Raw genomic sequence first — 20,918 nt, 5'->3', positions numbered from 1 at the left:
CTAGCCCTTGATGTACGGCTGCCCGGCCGCTGCGGGTCCGCGGGAGCGCCCGACGGCCCCCGCCACGACGAAGATCGTGACGAGGTACGGCAGCATGAGCATGAACTCCCCCGGCACCGGCGAGCCGATGACGCTGAGGGTGTTCTGGAGGTTGGAGGCGAAGCCGAACAGCAGCGCCGCGAGCGTGGCCTTCACGGGGTGCCACTGCCCGAAGATCACCGCGGCCAGGGCGATGAAGCCCATGCCGTTGGTCATCTCCTGCCCGAACGGGATGCCGCTGCCGACCGTGAAGACGGTGCCGCCGGCGCCCGCGATCGCGCCGCCGAGCAGCACGTTGAGGAAGCGGGTGCGACCGACGCGGATGCCGACCGTGTCGGCGGCCTGCGGGTGCTCGCCGACCGCGCGCAGGCGCAGGCCCCAGCGCGTGTGGAACATCGCGAAGTAGACCGCCGCGACCGCGACGTACATCGCGTACACGAGGATCGTCTGGTGGAACAGCACCGGTCCGAGGATCGGGATGTCCGACAGCAGCGGGATGGCGATGCGATCGAACCGGGGCGGCGTGTTGAGCGTCGCGGCGTTGGGCTGCATGACCTGCGAGTACAGGAAGCTCGTGAGTCCGGCGATGAGCACGTTGAGCACGACGCCGACGATGATCTGGTCGACCATGTAGACGATCGCGAACACGGCCAGGAGCGCCGCCACGATCACACCGGCGGCCATCGCCGCGAGCAGGCCGAGGATCGGCTGGCCGGTGAGCGTGGCCACGAGCGCGGCGCTGAACGCGCCGCCGAGGAGCTGGCTCTCGATGGCGATGTTGACGACGCCCACTCGCTCGCCGATGACGCCGCCGAGGGCGCCGAAGATGAGCGGGACGGCCAGGGCCAGGGCCCCGGCGAGGAGGCCGGTCACCGGGATGGTCGCGCCGGCGGCCGCCCAGCAGAGGAATCCGAAGACGGCGATGACGACGTACGCCGCGACGATCCAGCGCGGCGCCTTCGCGGCCTGCCGCACGAAGTACGCTGCGGCGGCGGTCAGGAGCGCCATCAGGACGATCGAGCCCCAGGCGCCGACGGCGACCCCGACGACGAGGGAGGGCAGCACGATGGCATCGGACTCGGACGAGAGCCGGAAGGTCGCCTCTCCCGTCCGCGGCGCGAGGAGCACCAGGAGCGCGAGGAGCACGGTGAAGACGGCCAGCACGACCGGCGTCTTCCAGCTGCGCGTCAGCGGCGTGACGCCCGCGTCGGGGGCGAGGGCTGCGGGGACGCGTGCGGCGGTGTCGCTCATCGGTCTCCCCCCGCCTGGTGCGAGGCGACCGCGAGCTGCGCCTTCATCCTCGATCTCTCCCTCTTCCGGCGGTCGCGCTCCGGCGACGGCAGCACGAAGATCGCGCGCACGAGCGGAGGCGCGGCGATGAACAGCACGATGAACGACTGCACGACGAGCACGATCTCGAGCGGGATCTGCTCCGCGGCCTTCATCGTGAAGCTCCCGGCCTTGAAGGCGCCGAAGAGCAGACCGGCCGCGAAGGTGCCCCACGGCGTGGAGCGGCCGAGCAGCGCGACGGTGATGGCGTCGAATCCGATGCCGGCGTCGACGCCGGCGGCGAAGCCGTTGGTCGAGGTGCCGAGCACCTGGGCGACGCCCGCGATGCCGACGAGCCCGCCCGACATGACCATCCCGAGCACGTACATCCGCTTCACGTCGATGCCCGCCACGCGCGCCGCGTGCGGGTTCTCGCCCACCGCCCGGAACTGGAAGCCGAGGTTCGAGCGGCTGAGGATCCACCACACGAGGACGGTCGCGGCGATGACCACGAGGAAGCCCGCGTGCAGGTTGAACTGCGGGCCCAGCAGCGACGGGAAGACCGCGGTGTCCTTCATCGCCGGCGACTTCGGGTCGCTGGAGCCGGGCTTCTGCAGCAGACCCGGCGTGCGCAGCATCCACGAGACGAGGTAGAAGGCGATGTAGTTGAGCATGATCGTGAGGATCACCTCGTGCGCGCCGGTGCGCGCCTTGATGACGCCCGCGATGCCGCCCCAGATCGCGCCGGCCGCGATGCCCGCGAGCAGCGCGAGGAGCGTGTGCAGCCCCCAGGGCAGATCGACGCCGAAGCCGACCCAGCCGGCCGCCGCCGCACCCACGAGCATCTGCCCGCGACCGCCGATGTTGAACATGCCGACGCGGAAGGCCAGGGCGACGCCGAGACCGCCCGCGATGAGCGGCGTCGCGTATGTGAGCGTCTCGGTCAGGGGGCGGATGGCGCGGACGAACGTGTCGGCCTCGTAGTTGAAGATCGCACCCCGGAAGAGCGCGGCGTAGGCGCCGGCGACGGCGTCCCAGATCGCCGCGAGGGTGTCGACGGGGCGCGCGAAGAAGTAGCCGGAGGCCTCCTGCACGGCCGGGTCGGTCGCGGCGATCATGATGCCGCCGATGACGAACGAGAGCAGGATGGCCAGGACGATGATGGTGCCGTTGGCTCGCGTGATCTGCGTCAGGGCGACGTGCCAGCGCGAGGACTCCGGCGTCTGCGGGTCGGTCATGCTGCGGTTCCTCCCAGCGGAGCCGGCTCCCCGGCCATCATGAGGCCCAGCACATCGCGGGGCGTTTCGGCGGGGACGATGCCCACGATGCGGCCGCGGTACATCACCATGATCCGATCGGCGAGAGCCGCCACCTCGTCGAGCTCGGTGGAGACGACGATCACGGGGACGCCGGCGTCGCGCGTGGCGACGATGCGCTTGTGGATGAACTCGATGGAGCCGACGTCGACGCCGCGCGTGGGCTGCGCGGCGACGAGGAGGGACAGCTCGCGGCTCATCTCGCGCGCGAGGACGACCTTCTGCTGGTTGCCGCCGGAGAGGCTGCCCACCGGAGCCTCGATGCCCGGGGCGCGCACGTCGTACTCGTCGAAGCGCTCCTTCGCGAACTCCGCCAGGTAGCTCCGGCGGATGCTGCCGCGGCGGACGAACGGCTCCCCGTGCGCGCGGTCCAGCATGAGGTTCTCCGCGATCGAGAACGCGCCGACGAGACCGTCCTCGGTGCGGTCCTCGGGCACGAACCCGACGCCGCTGTCGAGGATCTGCCGTACGCTGCGCCCGACGAGCTCGCGCCCATCCAGCGTGGCGCTGCCCCGCACCCGCTCCTGCAGGCCGAGCAGCGCCTCGGTCAGCTCCGTCTGGCCGTTGCCCTGCACGCCGGCGATCGCGAGGATCTCCCCCGCGCGCACCTCGAACGATGCGCCGTCGACGACCTTGCTGCCGGCCTCGTCGACGACGGTGAGGTCGTCCACGACGAGCCGCGGCTCCCCGAGCGACGGCTCGTCCTTCTGCACGGTGAGCTCGACGGCCCGGCCGACCATCATCGCGGCGAGCTCCTGGTTGCTGGCGGTCGGCTGCGCCTCGCCCACGACCTTGCCGAGCCGGATGACGGTGATGCGGTCGGCGACCTCGCGCACCTCGCGCAGCTTGTGGGTGATGAAGACGATCGCCGCCCCGCCCTCGCGCAGCCGGCGCATGGTCGCCATGAGCTCGTCGGTCTCCTGCGGCGTGAGCACGGCCGTCGGCTCGTCGAACACGAGCACCTTCGCGTCGCGCGAGAGCGCCTTGATGATCTCCACGCGCTGCTGCACGCCGACCGGCAGGTCCTCGACGATCGCGTCCGGGTCGACGTCGAACCCGAATCGGGCGGAGATCTCCCGCACGCGGCGCCGGGCGGCGTCGATGTCGAGCACCCCGCCGGCCTTCGTCGACTCGTGCCCCAGCGAGACGTTCTCGGCGACCGTGAAGACGGGGATGAGCATGAAGTGCTGGTGCACCATGCCGATCCCCGCGCGCATCGCGTCGCCGGGACCCTGGAACGCCTGCGGCTCGTCGTCGAGGAGGATCGCGCCCTCGTCGGCCTGGTAGAGGCCGTACAGGACGTTCATGAGCGTGGACTTGCCCGCCCCGTTCTCGCCGAGGAGGCAGTGGATCTCGCCCGGCTGGACGACGAGGTCGATGTGGTCGTTGGCGGTGAGTGCGCCGAACCGCTTCGTGATGCCGCGGAGCTCGAGCTTCATATGCCGATCCTAATGAGAGGGCTGGACATGCGAGCGCGGGGAGGCCGAGAAGGCCTCCCCGCGCTCAGCCGATCACTCGGCCAGGTAGGACTGGACCTCGATCGAGCCGTTGATGATCCCCGCGGAGATCTCGTCGAGCTCGTCCTGCAGTCCCTCGGGGACCTTGTCCTCGAAGTCGTGGAACGGGGCGATCGAGACGCCGCCGTTCTCCAGCGTGCCGACGTACGGCGCCGCGTCGAACTCGCCCTCGCCGGCCTGCTCGACCGTCTCCTGCACCGAGATGTCCATGCCCTTCTGGATGGACGTCAGCAGCAGGTCGGCGACCGACGGGTCGGACTCGTACACGTCGGCGTCGGTGCCGATCAGCGCGATCTCGCGGCCGGAGTCGCGGATGACGGACGCGGCGCTCTGGTAGATCGGGCCGCCGACGGGCAGCAGCACGTCCACGCCCTGGTCGACGATGCCCTGAGCGGCGTTGACCGCCCCCTGGTCGGCTGCGAACGCGCCGGTGAACACGCCGTCGGAGCCGTCCCAGCCCACCACCTGCACGTCGCCGTCGTTCTGCTCGTTCCAGTACTCGACGCCCTGACGGAAGCCGTCCATGAAGATCGTCACGGTGGGGATGTTCGCCCCGCCGAACGTGCCGACCTTGCCGGCCTCGGAGTACGCCGCCGCGGCGTAGCCGCCGAGGAAGGCCGCCTGCGCCGTGTCGTACACGAGCGGCTTGATGTTGTCCTGGTCGGTGGTGCCGTCGCCGTCGACGTCCACGAGCTCGTCGATCGAGACGAAGTGGATGTCGGGGTTGGCCTCCGCCGCGTCGTTGGCGTCGGCCGCGAGCTTGAAGCCGACGGTGACGATGAGGTTGCAGTTCTGGTCGACGAGGCTCGACAGGTTGCCCGCGTACTCGGACTCGTCGTTCGACTCCACCGTGACCGGCTCCACGCCGAGCGTCTCGCCGGCGGCCAGCAGTCCCTCGTAGCCGAGCTGGTTGAACGACTTGTCGTCGAAGCCGCCCTCGTCCGAGATCATGCAGGGCAGGAAGTCGCTTTCCGCCTCCGCGCCGCCCGTGGTCTCCTCGGGGGCCGACCCGCAGCCCGCGAGCAGGACCGCCGACGCGGTGAGCGCGAGACCGCTGAACGCGGCCTTCTTCATGGTCTTCACACTGTCCTCCAGAGTGTGCGGGCCCCGATCCGGCACGGGGCAATATGCTCACGCTAGTTTGCCCCTACCGTGCGAATCGCGGATGAGGGCGACCGCAACGCGATAGTTACAAAGACGACGACGGGGTCCGGGACGCGTCCCGGACCCCGTCGTGAGAATGCGTCAGGGACGCCCCTTGAGCACCGCCTGCTTGACCTCGGCGATGGCCTTGGTCACCTCGATGCCGCGGGGGCACGCCTCGGTGCAGTTGAAGGTCGTGCGGCAGCGCCACACGCCCTCCTTGTCGTTGAGGATGTCCAGGCGCACCTGGGCCTCGTCGTCGCGCGAGTCGAAGATGAAGCGGTGGGCGTTCACGATCGCGGCCGGGCCGAAGTACTGCCCGTCGGTCCAGAACACCGGGCACGACGAGGTGCACGCCGCGCACAGGATGCACTTGGTGGTGTCGTCGAAGCGGGCGCGGTCGGCGATCGACTGCACGCGCTCCTTGCCCTTGACCGGGGCGCTGTTCGCCTGCAGGAACGGCTGCACGTCGCGGTACGCCGCGAAGAAGGGGTCCATGTCGACGACGAGGTCCTTCTCCAGCGGCAGGCCCTTGATGGCCTCGACGTAGATCGGCTGCGAGATGTCGAGATCCTTGATCAGGGTCTTGCAGGCGAGCCGGTTGCGGCCGTTGATGCGCATGGCGTCGGAGCCGCAGATGCCGTGAGCGCACGAGCGACGGAAGGTCAGCGAGCCGTCGACCTCCCACTTGATCTTGTGCAGCGCGTCGAGCACGCGGTCGGTCGGGTACATCTCGACGTCGTAGTCGACCCAGCGCGGCTCGCTGTCGAGCTCGGGGTCGAAGCGGCGCACGATGAACGTGACGAGGTACGACTGGATGGCGTCGGCTGCGGGAGCCTCGGCGACGGCGGTCGACATCAGTACTTCCTCTCCATCGGCGGGTAGTTGAACTCGCCCTGCTCGTTCCTGGTGAACACGACGGGCTTCCAGTCCAGCCGGATGTGATCCTCGGGGATCGGCGAGTGCGGGTCGCCGGTGAGGTACGCCATCGTGTGCTGCATGAAGTTCTCGTCGTCGCGGTCGGGGTAGTCCTCCCGCATGTGACCGCCGCGGCTCTCCTTGCGGTTGCGCGCGGCGTACGCGATGATCTCGGCGAGGTCGAGCAGGAACCCGAGCTCGACCGCCTCGAGCAGGTCGGTGTTGAACCGCTTGCCCTTGTCGTCGACGTAGATGTTCGCGTAGCGCTCGCGCAGGTCGTGGATGGTGCCCATGACGTTGGTCAGGGTCTCCTCCGTGCGGAAGACCTGGGCGTTCGCGTCCATCTCCTCCTGCAGGGTGCGGCGGATGTCCGCGATGCGCTCGGTGCCCTTGGCGCTGCGCACGCGCTCGATGAGCTCGCGCACCTCCTTCGCCGGGTCCGCCGGCAGCGGCACGAGCTCGCCGGTCTTGACGTACTCGACCGCGTTGCGGCCGGCGCGCTTGCCGAAGACGTTGATGTCGAGGAGCGAGTTCGTGCCGAGGCGGTTCGCGCCGTGGACCGACACGCACGCGCACTCGCCCGCGGCGTAGAGGCCGGGAACGACGGTGTCGTTGTCGGCCAGCACCTCGGCGGCGTTGTTGGTCGGGATGCCGCCCATGGCGTAGTGCGCGGTCGGCATGACCGGCACCGGCTCGACGACCGGGTCCACGCCCAGGTAGGTGCGCGCGAACTCGGTGATGTCGGGGAGCTTCGTCTCGAGCACCTCGGCGCCCAGGTGTGTGCAGTCGAGGTAGACGTAGTCCTTGTTCGGACCGGCGCCGCGGCCCTCGAGGACCTCCTTGACCATGCAGCGCGCGACGATGTCACGCGGAGCGAGGTCCTTGATGGTCGGCGCGTAGCGCTCCATGAAGCGCTCGCCCGACGCGTTGCGGAGGATGGCCCCCTCGCCTCGCGCGCCCTCGGTGAGGAGGATGCCGAGACCCGCGAGTCCGGTCGGGTGGAACTGGAAGAACTCGATGTCCTCCAGCGGCAGGCCCTTGCGCCAGATGATGCCCACGCCGTCGCCGGTGAGGGTGTGCGCGTTCGACGTGGTCTTGAAGACCTTGCCGAAGCCGCCGGTGGCGAAGATGACGGCCTTGGAGTGGAAGACGTGCAGGTCTCCCGTGGCGAGCTCGTAGGCGACGACGCCCGCGATCTTCGTGGAGCCGTCCGCATCCTTCACCGTGATGAGGTCGAGCGCGTAGTACTCGTTGAAGAAGTTGATGCCGAGCTTGACGCAGTTCTGGAACAGCGTCTGCAGGATCATGTGGCCGGTGCGGTCGGCGGCGTAGCAGGCGCGTCGGACCGGCGTCTTGCCGTGCTCGGCCGTGTGCCCGCCGAAGCGGCGCTGGTCGATCTTGCCGTCGGGCGTGCGGTTGAACGGGAGGCCCATGTTCTCGAGGTCGATGACCGCGTCGATGGCCTCCTTGGCGAGGATCTCCGCCGCGTCCTGGTCGACGAGGTAGTCGCCGCCCTTGACGGTGTCGAAGGTGTGCCACTCCCAGGAGTCCTCCTCCACGTTCGCCAGCGCAGCGGCCATGCCGCCCTGCGCGGCGCCCGTGTGGGAGCGCGTGGGGTAGAGCTTCGTGATCACCGCGGTCTTGGCGCCGGGGCCCGCCTCGATCGCGGCGCGCATGCCGGCGCCTCCTGCGCCGACGATGACGATGTCGAACTCGTGGTAGTACACGCCGTCCTTCAGAACGGCGTCGGGGTGCTGTGTCGTCACGTCTCTTCCGTCTATCCCTGTCACTTGGCCGCGGCGGCCTGGCAGACCTCGAACAGCGCGCTGTCGGGGTTCTCGAATGGTCCGAACACGCCGGCGCACGGGTCGAAGGTGAACACCACGAGCGTGCCGAGCACGATCATGAGCGCGGCGACGATGCCGATCACCCAGACCAGCGTCTTGCGCACCGCGCGGCCCTGCACGTAGTCGTTGACGATCACGCGCATGCCGTTGGCGCCGTGGATGAACGCCAGCCACAGCATGAGGACGTCCCACCACTGCCAGAACGGGTCGGCCATCTTGCCGGCGACGAAGGCGAAGTCGAGGGCGTGGACGCCGCCCTCGGGGAGCACGAGGTTGACGAGCAGGTGCCCGAAGATCAGCACGACGAGCAGGACGCCCGAGACGCGCATGTAGATCCAGCCCCACTTCTCGAGATTGCCTCGGCGAGCGGGCCGCTGCGGCGAGCGCGGAGCGGCGAGTTCTGCGGCGGTCATCAGTGTCCTCCCCCGAACACGTTCATGAGCTGACGCGGCACGAAGCCGGCCATGACGACGACCCAGACGGCCAGGACGCCCCAGAACAGCTGGCGCTGATACTTGGATCCCTTGGACCAGAAGTCCACGAGGATGATCCGGAGGCCGTTGAAGGCATGGAAGGCGATCGCGCCCACGAGGGCGATCTCGCCGATGCCCATGATCGGGTGCTGGTAGGTGCCGATCACCGCGTCGTACCCCTCGGGCGACACGCGGATGAGCGACGTGTCGAGGACGTGCACGAGCAGGAAGAAGAAGATGGCGATGCCGGTGATGCGGTGAAGCACCCACGACCACATGCCCTCGCGGCCGCGGTAGAGCGTGCCTCTCGGGGTTCTCGACGTCGTCTCCGACACCCGGGGCGTCGGTCGCGCGGTAGCGGACAAGATCGTCCTCCTGCTCTCAAAGGCTGCGAAGACGGGCACAGTGACGCCCCGTCGATCGTCCTTCAGGGTACTCCCAGGGCCCCGCGCCGGGCCAATGAGGGAAGCCTAAGTATCTCGACGTCGAGAGATCTCCCACGCCGGGCCCTGCTCGCGGGGCGCGCGCGCACGGGCTTGTAGCCTGGTGCACATGTCAGAACCGATCCAGGACTTCTTCGCCGTCATCCCCGCGGGCGGCGTCGGCTCGCGGCTGTGGCCCCTCTCCCGGGCCCAGACGCCGAAGTTCCTGCACGATCTGACGGGGTCGGGCCGCTCCCTCCTCCAGGAGACGTGGGATCGCCTCCTCCCCCTCGCCGACCGCGACCACATCGCGGTCGTCACCGGCGCCGCCCACGGCCCCAAGGTGGAGACGACGCTCCCCGACATGCCGGAGCACAACGTCTTCGTCGAGGCGGAGCCCCGCGAGTCGGCGGCCGCGATCGGCCTGGCCGCGGCCATCCTGCACCGTCGGAACCCCGATGTGATCATCGGCTCCTTCGCCGCCGACCACGTCATCAAGCGCCAGCGCGTGTTCGAGTTCACGGTGCGTCAGGCCGTGGCCGTGGCGCGCGAGGGCTACATCTGCACCATCGGCATCCAGCCGTCCGAGCCCGCCGTCGGCTTCGGCTACATCAAGACCGGCGCCGAGCTGTTCGTCGAGGACGCCCCGCTGGCCGCCATGGTCGACACGTTCGTCGAGAAGCCCGATCTCGAGACCGCCCGCCGCTACTACGCCGACCGCTCGTTCCTCTGGAACGCCGGCATGTTCATCTCGCGCGCGGATGTGCTCCTCGACGAGCTGCACGCGAACGAGCCCGAGCTGCACGCGGGTCTCATGGAGATCGCCGAGGCATGGGACGACCCGGCGCGCAAGGACGAGACCGTGGCCCGCGTGTGGCCGGGCCTGAAGAAGATCGCGATCGACTACGCGGTCGCCGAGCCCGCGGCCGCCAAGCGCCGCCTCGCCGTCGTGCCCGGCCAGTTCGACTGGGACGACGTCGGCGACTTCGCCAGCCTCTCGAACCTCGTCTCGGATGGCGACAGCGCGCGGATGAGCGTGCTCGGCCCGAACGACAAGGTCATCGTCGACGAGTCCACCGGCCTCATCGTCTCGCACTCCAACCGCGTCATCGCGGTGATCGGCGTCGCCGACCTCATCGTCGTCGACACCGACGACGCGCTGCTGGTCACCACGAACGAGCACGCCCAGCGCGTGAAGGGCGTCGTCGGCCGCCTGCACGAGGGCGGCCGCGACAGCGTTCTGTAGAACGACCGCGACAGCGTCCTGCAGAACGGCCGCAGCCCCGCGACCCGCCCTCGGAGGCGAGCGCTGTCGGAGGCCCTCGATAGGCTCGAGACCATGCCTCGAACCCTCCGCGTCGCCGCCGTCAACGTCAACGGGATCCGCGCAGCCGCCCGCAAGGGGATGGCCGGATGGCTGGACACCGCCGATGTGGACATCCTCACGCTGCAGGAGGTGCGCGGCGAGCGGGAGCACCTCGACGCGGCCCTCCCCGGATGGCACATCCTCGAGGACCGCTCCCTGCAGAAGGGGCGCGCGGGCGTCGCGATCGCCAGCCGCCTGGAGCCGACCGCCTCGCGCATCGCGCTCGGCGGCGAGTCGCTCGAGTCGAACGGGCGGTGGCTGGAGGCCGACTTCGAGGTGGAAGGACGCACCCTCACCGCGGTGAGCGCCTACGTCTTCACGGGCGAGGTCGGCACCCCGAAGCAGGAGCAGAAGTGGGCGTTCCTCGAGGCCATGGACGCGCGCCTGCCCGAGCTCGCCGCCGACGGCGCGCTCGCGGTCGTCACCGGCGACCTCAATGTGGGGCACCGCGAGCTCGACATCAAGAACTGGAAGGGCAACCTCAAGAAGGCGGGCTTCCTCCCGCGCGAGCGGGCCTACTTCGACCGATGGCTCGGCGCCGCCGGCGAGAGCGTCGCGTGCGCCGATGGGACCACGGGCACCGGACTCGGCTGGGTCGACGTGGGCCGCCGCTTCCACGGCGATGTGCCCGGCCCCTACACCTGGTGGTCGCAGCGCGGCCAGGCGTTCGACAACGACTCGGGCTGGCGGATCGACTACCAGCTGGCGACCCCCGCCCTCGCGGAGCGGGTCGCCGCCTACCGCGTGGACCGGCAGGCGTCCTACGCGGAGCGCTGGACCGACCACGCTCCGGTCGTCGTCGACTACGCGTTCTGACCCGCGCCATCCGTCTCCCGCGCGTTCACCTGCCGTTCACCCGCGCACCGCAGTCTCTTCACCACGCCCTCTTAGCGTCCTCACGTGCCCCGCGAACCCGGCGGGGCTCCCCTGAACCGAATGAGGATTCACCGTGAAGATCACTCGTCTTTCGAGCCTGGCCGCCGTCAGCGCCATCGCCGCACTCTCGCTCGCCGGCTGCGCCGCGAACGAGGGCGGCTCGGCCGCACCCGCCGGCGACAGCACCGAGGAGAGCACGCTCAGCGGAACGCTCGACGCCACCGGCGCGTCGTCGCAGACCGCCGCGCAGGAGGCCTGGGTCGCCGGCTTCCAGACGGCGAACCCCGACGTGACGGTGAACTACGAGCCGACCGGCTCCGGCACCGGCCGTGAGAACTTCCTCTCCGGAGCGAGCGACTTCATCGGGTCCGACCGGGCGTTCGACGACGAGGAGGTCGCCGCGGGCGGCTTCGGCGCCTGCACCAGCGACGCCATCGTCGAGGTCCCCCTCTACATCTCCCCCGTCGCGGTGGCCTTCAACCTCGAGGGCGTCGACACGCTGAACCTCGACGCCGCCACGATCGCGGGCATCTTCGCCGGCGAGATCACGAACTGGAACGACCCCGCCATCGCGGAGGCGAACCCCGACGCCGAGCTGCCCGACCTGGCGATCTCGCCCGTCCACCGCTCCGACGACTCGGGCACCACCGAGACCTTCGCCACCTACCTCGCCGCCACCGCCTCCGACGTGTGGACGTACGAGGTCTCCGGCGAGTGGCCGATCGACGGCGGCGAGGCGGCGCAGGGCACCTCCGGCGTCGTCCAGGCCATCACCTCCGGCAACGGCGCCATCGGCTACGCCGACGCGTCGCAGATCGGCGACCTCGGTCAGGTCCACGTGGGCGTCGACGGCGAGTACATCGCGTACTCCGCAGAGGCGGCGTCCGCGCTCGTCGAGAACTCGCCCCTCGTCGAGGGCCGCGGCGAGGGCGACCTCGTCTTCGACGTCGACCCCGCCGCGGCGACCGACGGCGCCTACCCGATCGCGCTGGTGAGCTACCTCATCGGGTGCGAGGAGTACGAGGACGCCGCCACCGCCGAGCTCGTCAAGGCGTACTTCGAGTACATGGCGAGCGAGGACGGCCAGAGCGCGGCCGCCGAGAACGCCGGCAGCGCGCCCATCTCCGACGGTCTCCGCGAGCAGGTCCTCGCCGCGGTCGACCGCATCCAGGTCGGCTGACCCGCTTGACGCCGTAGCCGGTGCCCTCGCGCCCTTGTCCGGGGAGATCCTCCCCGTCAGGATGGCGCGAGGGCATCGTCGCGGAAGCCGCCGCCCCCACCATCCGCATCCCTTCGCCGACCCGAGGACTGGGACCACATGAGCATCACTGAGAAGACGGCATCGCAGGCGCCGTCCGACGCCCCGGAGCCCGCGGGCCCGGGAGCGCCGATCAAGGCGAAGCAGCGCCTCGGCGACCGCCTCTTCTCCGGCACCGCGCTCGGCGCCGGCACGATCATCCTCGTCGTGCTCGCCGCCGTCGCGGTCTTCCTCGTCATCCAGAGCATCCCTGCGTTCCGGGCGGACACGAGCGACAACCACATCCTCCGCGGAGAGTCGTTCTGGACCTACGTCGGCCCGCTCGTCTTCGGCACGGTGTGGTCGTCGATCATCGCTCTCGTCATCGCCGCCCCGATCGCGATCGGCATCGCGCTGTTCATCTCGCACTACGCCCCGCGACGGCTGGCCGCCACGCTCGGCTACGTCATCGACCTCCTCGCGGCGGTGCCGTCGGTGGTGTTCGGCCTCTGGGGCGGCCTCGTGCTCGCTCCCGTGCTGCAGCCGCTGTTCGTGTGGCTGAACGACAACCTCGGGTGGATCCCGCTCTTCAGCGGCCAGGTCTCGGCGACCGGGCGCACGATCTTCACCGCCTCGCTGGTCCTCGCGGTGATGATCATCCCGATCATGACCGCCATCTGCCGCGAGGTCTTCCTGCAGACCCCCAAGCTGCACGAGGAGGCCGCGCTCGCGCTCGGCGCCACGCGCTGGGAGATGATCCGGATGGCCGTGCTGCCGTTCGCGCGCGGCGGCATGGTGTCGGCGGCGATGCTCGCCCTCGGCCGCGCGCTCGGCGAGACGATGGCCGTGACCATGGTGCTCTCGGTCTCCGGCGCGGTGACCGTCGAGCTCCTCACGTCGACGAACCCGACGCCGATCCCCGCCAACATCGCGCTGGCGTTCCCGGAGGCGCACGACGAGGGCATCAACACCCTCATCGCGACCGGCCTCATCCTCTTCATCGTGACCTTCGCGGTCAATGCGTTCGCGCGCTGGATCGTCGCGCGCCGCGCCGAGTTCTCCGGAGCGAACTGACATGGCCGCCATCGCCGCCTCCGCGCAGAGCATGCGCCTGACGTCCGGCCGCCTGCCGAAGTGGGCGCCCTGGGCGCTCCTGCTGGGCTCCTTCGCCGCCGCCGCCGTGGTCTTCGGCGTCGCCGCCGCCGGAGGCGACCTCGCGGACTTCAACATCGCCGGCACGCTGATCGTCGGGATGATCCTCTACATCGTCCTCATCGCCGTCGTCTCATCGATCGCCGAGAGCAGCCGCAAGGCGATGGACCGCATCATGACCGCGCTCGTCTCGACCGCCTTCGTGATCGCCCTCCTCCCGCTCGTCTCGCTGCTGTGGACGGTCGTCGTCAACGGCATCCAGCGCTTCGACGCGGAGTTCTTCACGTTCTCGATGCGCAACATCGTCGGCGAGGGCGGCGGCATCGTCCACGCCATCTGGGGCACGGTCCTCATCACGCTGCTGGCCGCCCTCATCGCGGTGCCGGTGGGCCTCATGACGTCGATCTACCTCGTCGAGTACGGCCGCGGCCGCGTCGCGCGCGCGATCACCTTCTTCGTCGACGTGATGACGGGCATCCCCTCGATCGTCGCGGGCCTGTTCATCTACTCGGTCTTCGCCCTGTTCGTCCGCCCCGGCATCTCCATGGGCTTCATGGGCGCCCTGGCCCTCGCCGTGCTCATGATCCCCGTGGTCGTCCGCGGCAGCGAGGAGCTGCTGCGGATCGTGCCGAACGAGCTGCGCGAAGCCGCCTACGCGCTCGGCGTGCCGAAGTGGCTGACGATCGTGAAGGTGGTCCTGCCGACCTCGATCGCCGGCATCACGACGACGGTCATGCTCGCCATCGCACGCGTCATCGGCGAGACCGCGCCCCTGCTCCTCACCGCGGGCTACACCCTCAGCCTCAACACCAACCTGTTCGACGGGCAGATGATGACCCTGCCGGTGTTCGCGTACAACCAGTACATGAACCAGGGCACGAACCCCGATGCGGCCGTGGCGCGCGCATGGGCCGCCGCGCTCACCCTCATCGCCATCGTCATGGTGCTCAACCTCGTCGCCCGCCTCATCGCGCGGCTCTTCGCGCCGAAGACCGCCGGCCGCTGAGCACCCCGCAGACTCTCTCCGACCATCCCGAAGGAACCCCCGTGTCCAAGAGCATCGAAGTCAACGACCTCAACGTCTACTACGGCGACTTCCTCGCCGTCGAGGGCGTGTCCATCGACATCCAGCCCCGCACCGTCACCGCCTTCATCGGCCCGTCGGGCTGCGGCAAGTCCACGTTCCTGCGCACCCTGAACCGCATGCACGAGGTCATCCCGGGCGCCTCCGTGAAGGGCCAGGTGCTCGTCGACGGGCAGGACCTCTACGGCCCCGGCGTCGACCCGGTGCTCGTGCGCCGCCAGGTCGGCATGGTGTTCCAGCGGCCGAACCCGTTCCCCACGATGTCCATCCGCGAGAACGTGCTGGCGGGCGTGAAGCTCAACAACAAGCGCATCTCGAAGGGCGACGCCGACGCGCTCGTCGAGAAGTCGCTGACCGGCGCCAATCTCTGGAACGAGGTGAAGGACCGGCTCGACAAGCCCGGCTCCGGGCTCTCCGGCGGGCAGCAGCAGCGCCTCTGCATCGCGCGCGCGATCGCGGTGTCGCCCGACATCATCCTCATGGACGAGCCCTGCTCCGCCCTCGACCCGATCTCCACCTTCGCGATCGAGGAGCTCATCAGCGAGCTGAAGAACGACTACACCGTCGTCATCGTCACGCACAACATGCAGCAGGCATCGCGCGTGAGCGACAAGACGGCCTTCTTCAACATCGCCGGCACCGGCAAGCCCGGCAAGCTCATCGAGTACGACGACACCACGCGGATCTTCACGACGCCCTCCGTGCAGGCCACCGAGGACTACGTCTCCGGCCGCTTCGGCTGAACCGCGGATGGCCGGGGCCGGCTCCGCGAGGACGCCCCGGCCATCCGGTCCTTCCGTTCCGGATCCGCCACGCCGGCCCTCGGCCGGATCGCGTTTGTTAGACTGGACAAGCCGGGCCGCAGTAACCCCGGGCTCCAAATTCTGCCGCTGCGAGCGGCCTTTCGCCGAGAGGCGTTTTCTGCGGCTCGGCCTTTTTCATGTCCGCGCTCGGATGCGACATCGCGTCGTACGAGCGCCCCGCCTCACTCGAGCGCGTCGCGCCGCCAGAGGCGAGCGGCCGCCGTCAGATCGGCCGCGAACGCCGACAGGCGCAGCGCCCGCGTCGTCAGCGTCGACGACCGGTGCGGCTCGGTCGCCTCGTAGTCGTCGGCCAGGTGCGTGGCGCCCGATGCGACGACACGGCAGAACGACGCCGTGCGGTCGAGCGCGACGGCGTAGTCGCCCGTGAACGCGCCGTGCAGGATGGTGTCGATGAGGACCATGAGCTCCTGCGGGCCCGCGGGAGTCGGGGCGCCGGCGACGACGACGTCCGCGGAGGGCAGCTCGATTCGGCCCCGCTCGTAGAGGAGCGACGAGGTCTCGGGGTCGTCGTGGATCGACAGCTGCACGAGGTAGAGACGCCACAGCGACCCGGGCAGCGAGCGCGCCGGCGACTGCGACCACAGCTCGGCGATGTCGTCGATGCCGTGGCGGGCGGTGAAGGAGATGAGCCGCTGCACGACGTCGGCGTCGGCCTCGTCGCGCACGCGCGACAGGAGCGCGACCGCGGTGGCGTGCGCGGCGCGCGAGATCTCGGCCGGGTCGCTGCCCGCGAACAGCCGGTCGAACATCTCCGAGGGCCGGCGCACCGGCTTGCTGAACTCCGCACTCATCCGGAACAGGCTACGCCGCACCGGTCCCGTCGTCTCCGGGGCCGTGCACACCCTCGGCCGATAGGATGGCGGGGCGGATCGGATGCGTCAGCGCGGCTCGGAGTAGCGCTCGGCGATGGCGTCGAGGAACGCGCCGCCCAGCCGCTCCACGTCGTCGAACGTGAGAGTCAGATGCTGTCCGACCGGGTTCGCCAGCACGGAGCGCGCCCGGTCGTACATGATCGGCGGCTGCTCGCGGAGGACGCCGTCGGCGAGGATCGCCTCGACCACGAGCACGAGCTCCGTGAGCGGGTTGGTGTCCTCCCCCGCGACGCTGCGCACCCGATGGATGAACCAGCGGTCGAGCGCCAGCAGGATCCCCTCGGACGCCCTCCGCTCCCCGATCGTGTGCACGTCGCGGGCCGCGCGCAGCGTCTCCTCGAACCACTCCCGCGCGCGGGCCTGCTCCTCGTCGCTGAAGGTGCGTCTGCCCAGCATGCGCCGAAGCTACCACCCCGGCCGCGTAAAGTGGTCGTGGGCCTATAGCTCAGTCGGTAGAGCAGCGGACTTTTAATCCGTAGGTCGAGGGTTCGAGCCCCTCTGGGCCCACCCCGCACGACAGGAGCCTCTGCCGGACGCCGTCCGGCAGAGGCTCCTGTCGTCCCTCAGTCCGCGGGGTTCTGCGCCCAGAGGTCGGGGCCGAACACCTCGTAGTGGATGCTCTCGGCCGGGATGCCCTTCCGCAGCAGCGTGCGACGCATCGCCTGCATGAACGGCAGCGGTCCGCACATGAAGACCTGGCTCTCCTCGGGCACCTCGATGTCGGACAGGTCCATGAAGCCGCTGCGGGCGGGGTGGAGCGTCGGAGCGGCCTCCGCACCCTCCTCGTACCAGTTCTGCGCCCGGGCGTCGCTCATCGCGAGCACCTGACGGCGCAGGCCCTCGTACAGCGCGTGCGTGCCGTGCGACCTGTCCGCGTGGAAGAGCCGCACCGTGCGGTCCGGCTGGCGACGCGAGAGGTCCTCGAGGATGGCCGCGATGGGCGTGATGCCGATGCCCGCCGAGACGAGCACGAGCGGAGCGTCGGACTCGTCGAGCACAACGTCGCCCGCTGGCTGCGACACATCCAGCACGGTGCCGGGGTGCGCGTTCTCATGCAGCCACGTCGACACCTGGCCGTCGGGCAGCCCGTCGAGGCCGCGCACGCGCTTGATCGTCACGCGCAGCGAGTCGCCGCGGGGGCCGGAGGAGATCGTGTACTGCCGCGGCTGACGCGTGCCATCCGGCAGGTCGACGGCGATCGCGACGTACTGACCCGTGTGGTGCGAGGGCACGATGCCCTCGACGGGCGCGAGGAGGAGCGAGACGACCTCCTCCGACTCGTCGAACCGCTCGACGACCCGGTACTTCCGCCACGGCTCGTCGGGGTTCGTGCCACCCAGCGCGTACAGGCGGGCCTCCTCGGCGATCAGCGTCGTGGCGAAGAGCCAGTACACCTCGTCCCAGGCGGCCGCGACGTCGGGCGTGATCGCGTCGCCGAGCACCGTCTTCACCGCTCCCAGCAGGTAGCGGCCCACGACGAGGTAGTCCGCGGCGCGGATGCCCAGGGACACGTGCTTGTGCGCGATCCGCTGCATCACGGGAGTGAAGTCCGGGGCGTCGGGGTCGATGAGCTGCACGGCGAACGCGACGACCGACGCGGCGAGCGCCTTCGGCTGCTCCCCGATCGCCTGGTTCGCGCGGTTGAAGACGTTCAGCAACTCGGGGTGGTCGGCGAACATCGTCGGGTAGAAGACGCGGGTGATCTCCTCGGCGTGCTCGGCGACGACGCCGGCGGTGGCGGCGACGACGGCCTTCGACTCTGCGGACAGCTCCATGATGATCCCCTTCGCGGCTCGGAAGTCCTTCGCGACGATCATGCCGCGCGCGTGCCGCGCGCCGCGGGCGGGATGGCCGTGTTTATTCCGCGGAGGACGCCGCGTCCGGATCGCCGCCGGTCTCGCGCGACCTGCCGGAGATGCTGAGCGCGATCATGCAGCTGTGGGGCGTGACGAACGGGTCGACGCGCCGCAATCGCACGGGCCCCGGCACCTGCGTCAGCACGTCCTGGACGAGCCGGGCGTGGACCGAGCACACGAGCGACTGGTTCTCGGCGACCGCGGCGTGGTAGGCGCACGGCACGAGGCCCACCGTGAGCGACGGCTCATCGATGCGCGGCTGGAGGCCGGCATCCTCCAGGTGCTCGTACAGCGCGTCCAGCTGGTGCACTGCGTCCTCGCCGAGGTCCTCGGTGACGTCGAGCTCCGGCTGGAGACGACGGAGCAGATTTCCGCGCTCGCGCGCCTGCTCGAGACGCTCCTCGACGGCCGGGCTCGCGTCGGCCTCCCGGACGGGGTGGAAGACCACCGGCGGGCGGCCCCTTCCGCCGGTGCGGACGGTGCGGGCGACGACGAGCCCCTCGTCCTCGAGGACGCGCAGATGGTCGCGCACGGTGTTGACGTGGAGGCCGGTGTCCTCGGCGAGCTCCTGCACCAGTCGTCCCGGCTGCCGCTGCACGGCGCGCAGGAGGCGCAGTCGGCTCATCTGCGTGAGACCGCGGTACTCGTGCGCACGCCGGACCATGACGCGGATTCTATCGGCGGCGCCCGCGCGCGTCATCGGCCTCGCGGAGAGGGGGCGGCGGCGGCAGGCGCTAGGGTCGCAGCAGGTCGTCGAGAGGAGCGCCGTGACCGCCGATCGCCTCTTCACCAAGCCGCGGCGCGCCGGCGACGATCCCCGGGGCGAGGCCGCGGGGCTGCGGTGGCTGGCGGCGGCCGACGGCGGCGCGCGCATCGCACACGTCGTGGACGTCGACGACGACCGGCTCGTGCTGGAATCGATCGACGAGGTCGCGCCGTCGGCCGCGGCGGCGCGCGCTTTCGGCGCGGCCCTCGCCCGCACGCATGCCGCCGGTGCCGACTGGTGGGGCTGTCCGCCCGACGGATGGCCAGGGTCGCTCACCATGGGACGCTCGCGGACGCCACTCGTCCTCGACCGCAGCGCCGCTCCCTCGACGTGGGGGGCGTTCTACGCCGAGCATCGCGTCGAGGTGTTCGCCCGCCGGCTGCGCGCGGACGGTGTCATCGACGCCGACGACGCGCGCGTCTTCGACCGGCTCTGCGAGCGCCTGCGAGACGGCGCCCTCGACCATCCGCAGCCGGCCCTCGTCTCGGCAGCCGGCCATCCGGTCGCACGGGTGCACGGCGACATGTGGGCGGGCAACGTGCTGTACGACGCGGGCCCGACCGGAGCCGCCCTCATCGACCCGCTCGCGCACGGCGGTCATGCCGAGACCGACCTCGCGACGCTCGCGGTGTTCGGGTTCCCGCACCTGGCGGAGGTCTGCGCCGGCTACGACGAGGCGTCTCCCCTCGCCTCCGGATGGCGCGAGCGCGTGGAGCTGCATCAGCTGGGGATCGTCATCATGCATGCTCACCTCTTCCGCGGCGGCTACACGCGCTCGGCGCTGCGGCTCGCCGGAAGGTACCTCTGACGCCGGAGCGGCAGCGGCGCCAGCGAGGACCGATCTCCTCTACCCTGGCGGCATGGCCGAGAAGCTCGACGTGCGTCGGGAGTTCGACGGGTACCGCGCTCGGCAGGGCATCTTCCGCACCGTGACAGTCCCCGAGATGGCGTACCTCGCCGTCGACGGCAGGGGCGATCCGAACACGTCGCCGGCGTTCACGGCGGCAGTCGAGACGCTGTACCCCGTCGCGTACGCGCTCAAGTTCGCCCTGCGCGACGAGACCGGCCTCGACATCGTCGTGCCGCCGCTCGAGGGGCTCTGGCACGCCGAGGATCCCGCGGTCTTCACCACGGCGCGGGACAAGGCGGCGTGGGAGTGGACGCTGCTCATCCACACGCCGTACCCCGTGGACGCGGATGCCGTCGAGCGCGCGATCGCGCGGGCCGCGGCGAAGCGCCCGCCCCGGATCGATGCCCTGCGGTGGATCTCGCTGGCGGAGGGCCGCTGCGTGCAGACGCTGCACGTGGGGTCGTTCGACGACGAGGGGCCGGTCCTCGAGCGGATGCACCGCGAGGCGATCCGCGAGCAGGGGCTGCGCATGACCGGGGTGCATCACGAGATCTACCTCAGCGACTTCCGCCGCGTCCCCGCGGAGCGCCGGCGGACCATCCTGCGTCAGCCGGTGACCGGATGACTCAGACGACCTCCGCGCCCGCGCGGACGAGTTCGGCGAGGGAGTCCTCGGACGGCTCGGGGGCGACCCCCGCGACCAGGTCGGAGAGCACGCGCACGTGCTGCCCGTACCGGAGCGCATCGAGGGCGGTGGCGCGCACGCAGTGATCGGTCGCGATCCCGACGATGTCGACCGACTCGATCCCGTGGTCGGCGAGCAGGTCCATGACGGTGCCGCCGCCATCCGTCGTGCCCTCGAACATGGAGTACGCCGCTCGCCCCTGCCCCTTCTTCACGTGGTGCGTGATCGCCGCGGTGTCGAGCCCGGGATCGTACTCGGCCCCCGTGGTATCGGCCACGCAGTGCACAGGCCAGGTGTCGACGAAGTCCGGGACACCGCGGGCGAAGTGGCCGCCGTTGTCGCCGTGGCGTCGTGCCAGTCCCTCGAGGCGATGATCGCGGTGTAGTCCGCCGCATGCGCGGCGAGG

At 70.3% G+C, this 20,918-nt stretch carries 20 protein-coding genes, 1 tRNA gene and 1 pseudogene; 9 read left to right on the top strand and 13 right to left on the bottom strand.

Annotated features, from left to right (window positions below):
- From D7D94_RS00110 to sdhC, 8 genes are all read right to left on the bottom strand, one after another.
- Positions 1-1,290, bottom strand: coding sequence for an ABC transporter permease (locus D7D94_RS00110; protein WP_156240660.1), 1,290 nt, complete (start codon positions 1,288-1,290; stop codon positions 1-3).
- Positions 1,287-2,546: an ABC transporter permease gene (locus tag D7D94_RS00105; RefSeq protein ID WP_156240659.1), complete on the bottom strand. Its 1,260-nt coding sequence runs from the start codon at positions 2,544-2,546 to the stop codon at positions 1,287-1,289. Before D7D94_RS00105 ends, D7D94_RS00110 begins: the two co-directional genes overlap by 4 nt.
- Complete coding sequence (locus tag D7D94_RS00100; RefSeq protein WP_156240658.1) at positions 2,543-4,063, bottom strand: ABC transporter ATP-binding protein; 1,521 nt, start codon at positions 4,061-4,063, stop codon at positions 2,543-2,545. Before D7D94_RS00100 ends, D7D94_RS00105 begins: the two co-directional genes overlap by 4 nt.
- 72 nt (positions 4,064-4,135) lie before the next feature.
- Complete coding sequence (locus tag D7D94_RS00095) at positions 4,136-5,215, bottom strand: BMP family lipoprotein (RefSeq protein ID WP_156243224.1); 1,080 nt, start codon at positions 5,213-5,215, stop codon at positions 4,136-4,138.
- A 171-nt stretch (positions 5,216-5,386) separates the two neighbouring features.
- Positions 5,387-6,142, bottom strand: a complete 756-nt coding sequence (locus D7D94_RS00090; protein WP_156240657.1) for a succinate dehydrogenase iron-sulfur subunit — start codon at positions 6,140-6,142, stop codon at positions 5,387-5,389.
- Complete coding sequence (gene sdhA / locus D7D94_RS00085; RefSeq protein WP_156240656.1) at positions 6,142-7,968, bottom strand: succinate dehydrogenase flavoprotein subunit; 1,827 nt, start codon at positions 7,966-7,968, stop codon at positions 6,142-6,144. The genes D7D94_RS00090 and sdhA overlap by 1 nt, the downstream gene beginning before the upstream one ends.
- Before the next feature lie 20 nt (positions 7,969-7,988).
- A complete protein-coding gene (locus tag D7D94_RS00080; RefSeq protein WP_156240655.1) occupies positions 7,989-8,462 on the bottom strand; it encodes a succinate dehydrogenase hydrophobic membrane anchor subunit in 474 nt (157 codons plus the stop codon).
- The gene (sdhC, locus tag D7D94_RS00075; RefSeq protein ID WP_156240654.1) at positions 8,462-8,887 is read right to left on the bottom strand and encodes a succinate dehydrogenase, cytochrome b556 subunit; all 426 of its coding nucleotides are present in this window, start codon (positions 8,885-8,887) and stop codon (positions 8,462-8,464) included. The genes D7D94_RS00080 and sdhC overlap by 1 nt, the downstream gene beginning before the upstream one ends.
- A gap of 187 nt (positions 8,888-9,074) precedes the next feature.
- Between sdhC and D7D94_RS00070 the strand changes: the two genes are divergently transcribed.
- From D7D94_RS00070 to pstB, 6 genes are all read left to right on the top strand, one after another.
- Complete coding sequence (locus D7D94_RS00070; RefSeq protein ID WP_156240653.1) at positions 9,075-10,190, top strand: mannose-1-phosphate guanylyltransferase; 1,116 nt, start codon at positions 9,075-9,077, stop codon at positions 10,188-10,190.
- Between the two features lie 93 nt (positions 10,191-10,283).
- Positions 10,284-11,126 (top strand): exodeoxyribonuclease III, encoded by an 843-nt coding sequence (locus D7D94_RS00065; RefSeq protein ID WP_156240652.1) that lies wholly within the window; start codon positions 10,284-10,286, stop codon positions 11,124-11,126.
- Positions 11,127-11,259: 133 nt separating this feature from the next.
- On the top strand, positions 11,260-12,366 hold the full coding sequence (locus D7D94_RS00060) for a phosphate ABC transporter substrate-binding protein PstS (RefSeq protein ID WP_156240651.1): 1,107 nt from the start codon (positions 11,260-11,262) through the stop codon (positions 12,364-12,366).
- A gap of 138 nt (positions 12,367-12,504) precedes the next feature.
- Positions 12,505-13,497 (top strand): phosphate ABC transporter permease subunit PstC, encoded by a 993-nt coding sequence (gene pstC, locus D7D94_RS00055; protein WP_156240650.1) that lies wholly within the window; start codon positions 12,505-12,507, stop codon positions 13,495-13,497.
- Position 13,498: 1 nt separating this feature from the next.
- Entirely contained in the window at positions 13,499-14,581 is a 1,083-nt protein-coding gene (gene pstA, locus D7D94_RS00050) for a phosphate ABC transporter permease PstA (RefSeq protein WP_156240649.1), read from the top strand.
- Positions 14,582-14,622: 41 nt separating this feature from the next.
- Complete coding sequence (gene pstB, locus D7D94_RS00045; protein ID WP_156240648.1) at positions 14,623-15,402, top strand: phosphate ABC transporter ATP-binding protein PstB; 780 nt, start codon at positions 14,623-14,625, stop codon at positions 15,400-15,402.
- A gap of 242 nt (positions 15,403-15,644) precedes the next feature.
- Here the strand turns inward: pstB and D7D94_RS00040 are convergent, their stop codons facing one another.
- Both D7D94_RS00040 and D7D94_RS00035 read right to left on the bottom strand, forming a co-directional pair.
- Positions 15,645-16,274, bottom strand: coding sequence for a DNA-directed RNA polymerase subunit beta (locus tag D7D94_RS00040; protein WP_156240647.1), 630 nt, complete (start codon positions 16,272-16,274; stop codon positions 15,645-15,647).
- Positions 16,275-16,361: 87 nt separating this feature from the next.
- Positions 16,362-16,751, bottom strand: coding sequence for a hypothetical protein (locus D7D94_RS00035; RefSeq protein ID WP_156240646.1), 390 nt, complete (start codon positions 16,749-16,751; stop codon positions 16,362-16,364).
- Positions 16,752-16,789: 38 nt separating this feature from the next.
- On the opposite strand from D7D94_RS00035, the gene D7D94_RS00030 reads away from it, so the two are divergent.
- A tRNA-Lys gene (locus D7D94_RS00030) sits at positions 16,790-16,862 on the top strand.
- Positions 16,863-16,918: 56 nt separating this feature from the next.
- On the opposite strand, the gene D7D94_RS00025 is transcribed toward D7D94_RS00030, so the two are convergent.
- Positions 16,919-18,172 carry a globin domain-containing protein gene (locus tag D7D94_RS00025; protein WP_343032137.1) on the bottom strand — a complete coding sequence of 418 codons (1,254 nt, stop codon included), beginning with the start codon at positions 18,170-18,172 and terminating at the stop codon, positions 16,919-16,921.
- A gap of 40 nt (positions 18,173-18,212) precedes the next feature.
- Positions 18,213-18,875 carry a helix-turn-helix transcriptional regulator gene (locus D7D94_RS00020; RefSeq protein ID WP_173024207.1) on the bottom strand — a complete coding sequence of 221 codons (663 nt, stop codon included), beginning with the start codon at positions 18,873-18,875 and terminating at the stop codon, positions 18,213-18,215.
- Between the two features lie 103 nt (positions 18,876-18,978).
- On the opposite strand from D7D94_RS00020, the gene D7D94_RS00015 reads away from it, so the two are divergent.
- On the top strand, positions 18,979-19,785 hold the full coding sequence (locus D7D94_RS00015; protein ID WP_246171815.1) for a fructosamine kinase family protein: 807 nt from the start codon (positions 18,979-18,981) through the stop codon (positions 19,783-19,785).
- A 52-nt stretch (positions 19,786-19,837) separates the two neighbouring features.
- Positions 19,838-20,452 carry a GyrI-like domain-containing protein gene (locus D7D94_RS00010; RefSeq protein WP_156240643.1) on the top strand — a complete coding sequence of 205 codons (615 nt, stop codon included), beginning with the start codon at positions 19,838-19,840 and terminating at the stop codon, positions 20,450-20,452.
- Position 20,453: 1 nt separating this feature from the next.
- On the opposite strand, the pseudogene D7D94_RS00005 reads toward D7D94_RS00010, so the two are convergent.
- Positions 20,454-20,918: pseudogene (locus tag D7D94_RS00005) on the bottom strand (isochorismatase family protein); the annotation flags it as partial.

Origin of the sequence: Microbacterium oryzae, assembly GCF_009735645.1 — a bacterium.
In the GTDB taxonomy this organism is placed as follows: Bacteria; Actinomycetota; Actinomycetes; order Actinomycetales; family Microbacteriaceae; genus Microbacterium; species Microbacterium oryzae.
Note: the sequence above shows the minus strand (reverse complement) of the source record. Positions and strands in the feature narration are given on the sequence as shown.

Coding starts and splice junctions, on each gene's coding strand:
- D7D94_RS00110 (WP_156240660.1), bottom strand. CDS start 1,290: ATGAGCGACACCGCCGCACGCGTCCCCGCAGCCCTCGCCCCCGACGCG.
- D7D94_RS00105 (WP_156240659.1), bottom strand. CDS start 2,546: ATGACCGACCCGCAGACGCCGGAGTCCTCGCGCTGGCACGTCGCCCTG.
- D7D94_RS00100 (WP_156240658.1), bottom strand. CDS start 4,063: ATGAAGCTCGAGCTCCGCGGCATCACGAAGCGGTTCGGCGCACTCACC.
- D7D94_RS00095 (WP_156243224.1), bottom strand. CDS start 5,215: ATGAAGAAGGCCGCGTTCAGCGGTCTCGCGCTCACCGCGTCGGCGGTC.
- D7D94_RS00090 (WP_156240657.1), bottom strand. CDS start 6,142: ATGTCGACCGCCGTCGCCGAGGCTCCCGCAGCCGACGCCATCCAGTCG.
- D7D94_RS00080 (WP_156240655.1), bottom strand. CDS start 8,462: ATGACCGCCGCAGAACTCGCCGCTCCGCGCTCGCCGCAGCGGCCCGCT.
- D7D94_RS00070 (WP_156240653.1), top strand. CDS start 9,075: ATGTCAGAACCGATCCAGGACTTCTTCGCCGTCATCCCCGCGGGCGGC.
- D7D94_RS00065 (WP_156240652.1), top strand. CDS start 10,284: ATGCCTCGAACCCTCCGCGTCGCCGCCGTCAACGTCAACGGGATCCGC.
- pstC (WP_156240650.1), top strand. CDS start 12,505: ATGAGCATCACTGAGAAGACGGCATCGCAGGCGCCGTCCGACGCCCCG.
- pstA (WP_156240649.1), top strand. CDS start 13,499: ATGGCCGCCATCGCCGCCTCCGCGCAGAGCATGCGCCTGACGTCCGGC.
- D7D94_RS00040 (WP_156240647.1), bottom strand. CDS start 16,274: ATGAGTGCGGAGTTCAGCAAGCCGGTGCGCCGGCCCTCGGAGATGTTC.
- D7D94_RS00035 (WP_156240646.1), bottom strand. CDS start 16,751: ATGCTGGGCAGACGCACCTTCAGCGACGAGGAGCAGGCCCGCGCGCGG.
- D7D94_RS00025 (WP_343032137.1), bottom strand. CDS start 18,172: ATGATCGTCGCGAAGGACTTCCGAGCCGCGAAGGGGATCATCATGGAG.
- D7D94_RS00020 (WP_173024207.1), bottom strand. CDS start 18,875: ATGGTCCGGCGTGCGCACGAGTACCGCGGTCTCACGCAGATGAGCCGA.
- D7D94_RS00010 (WP_156240643.1), top strand. CDS start 19,838: ATGGCCGAGAAGCTCGACGTGCGTCGGGAGTTCGACGGGTACCGCGCT.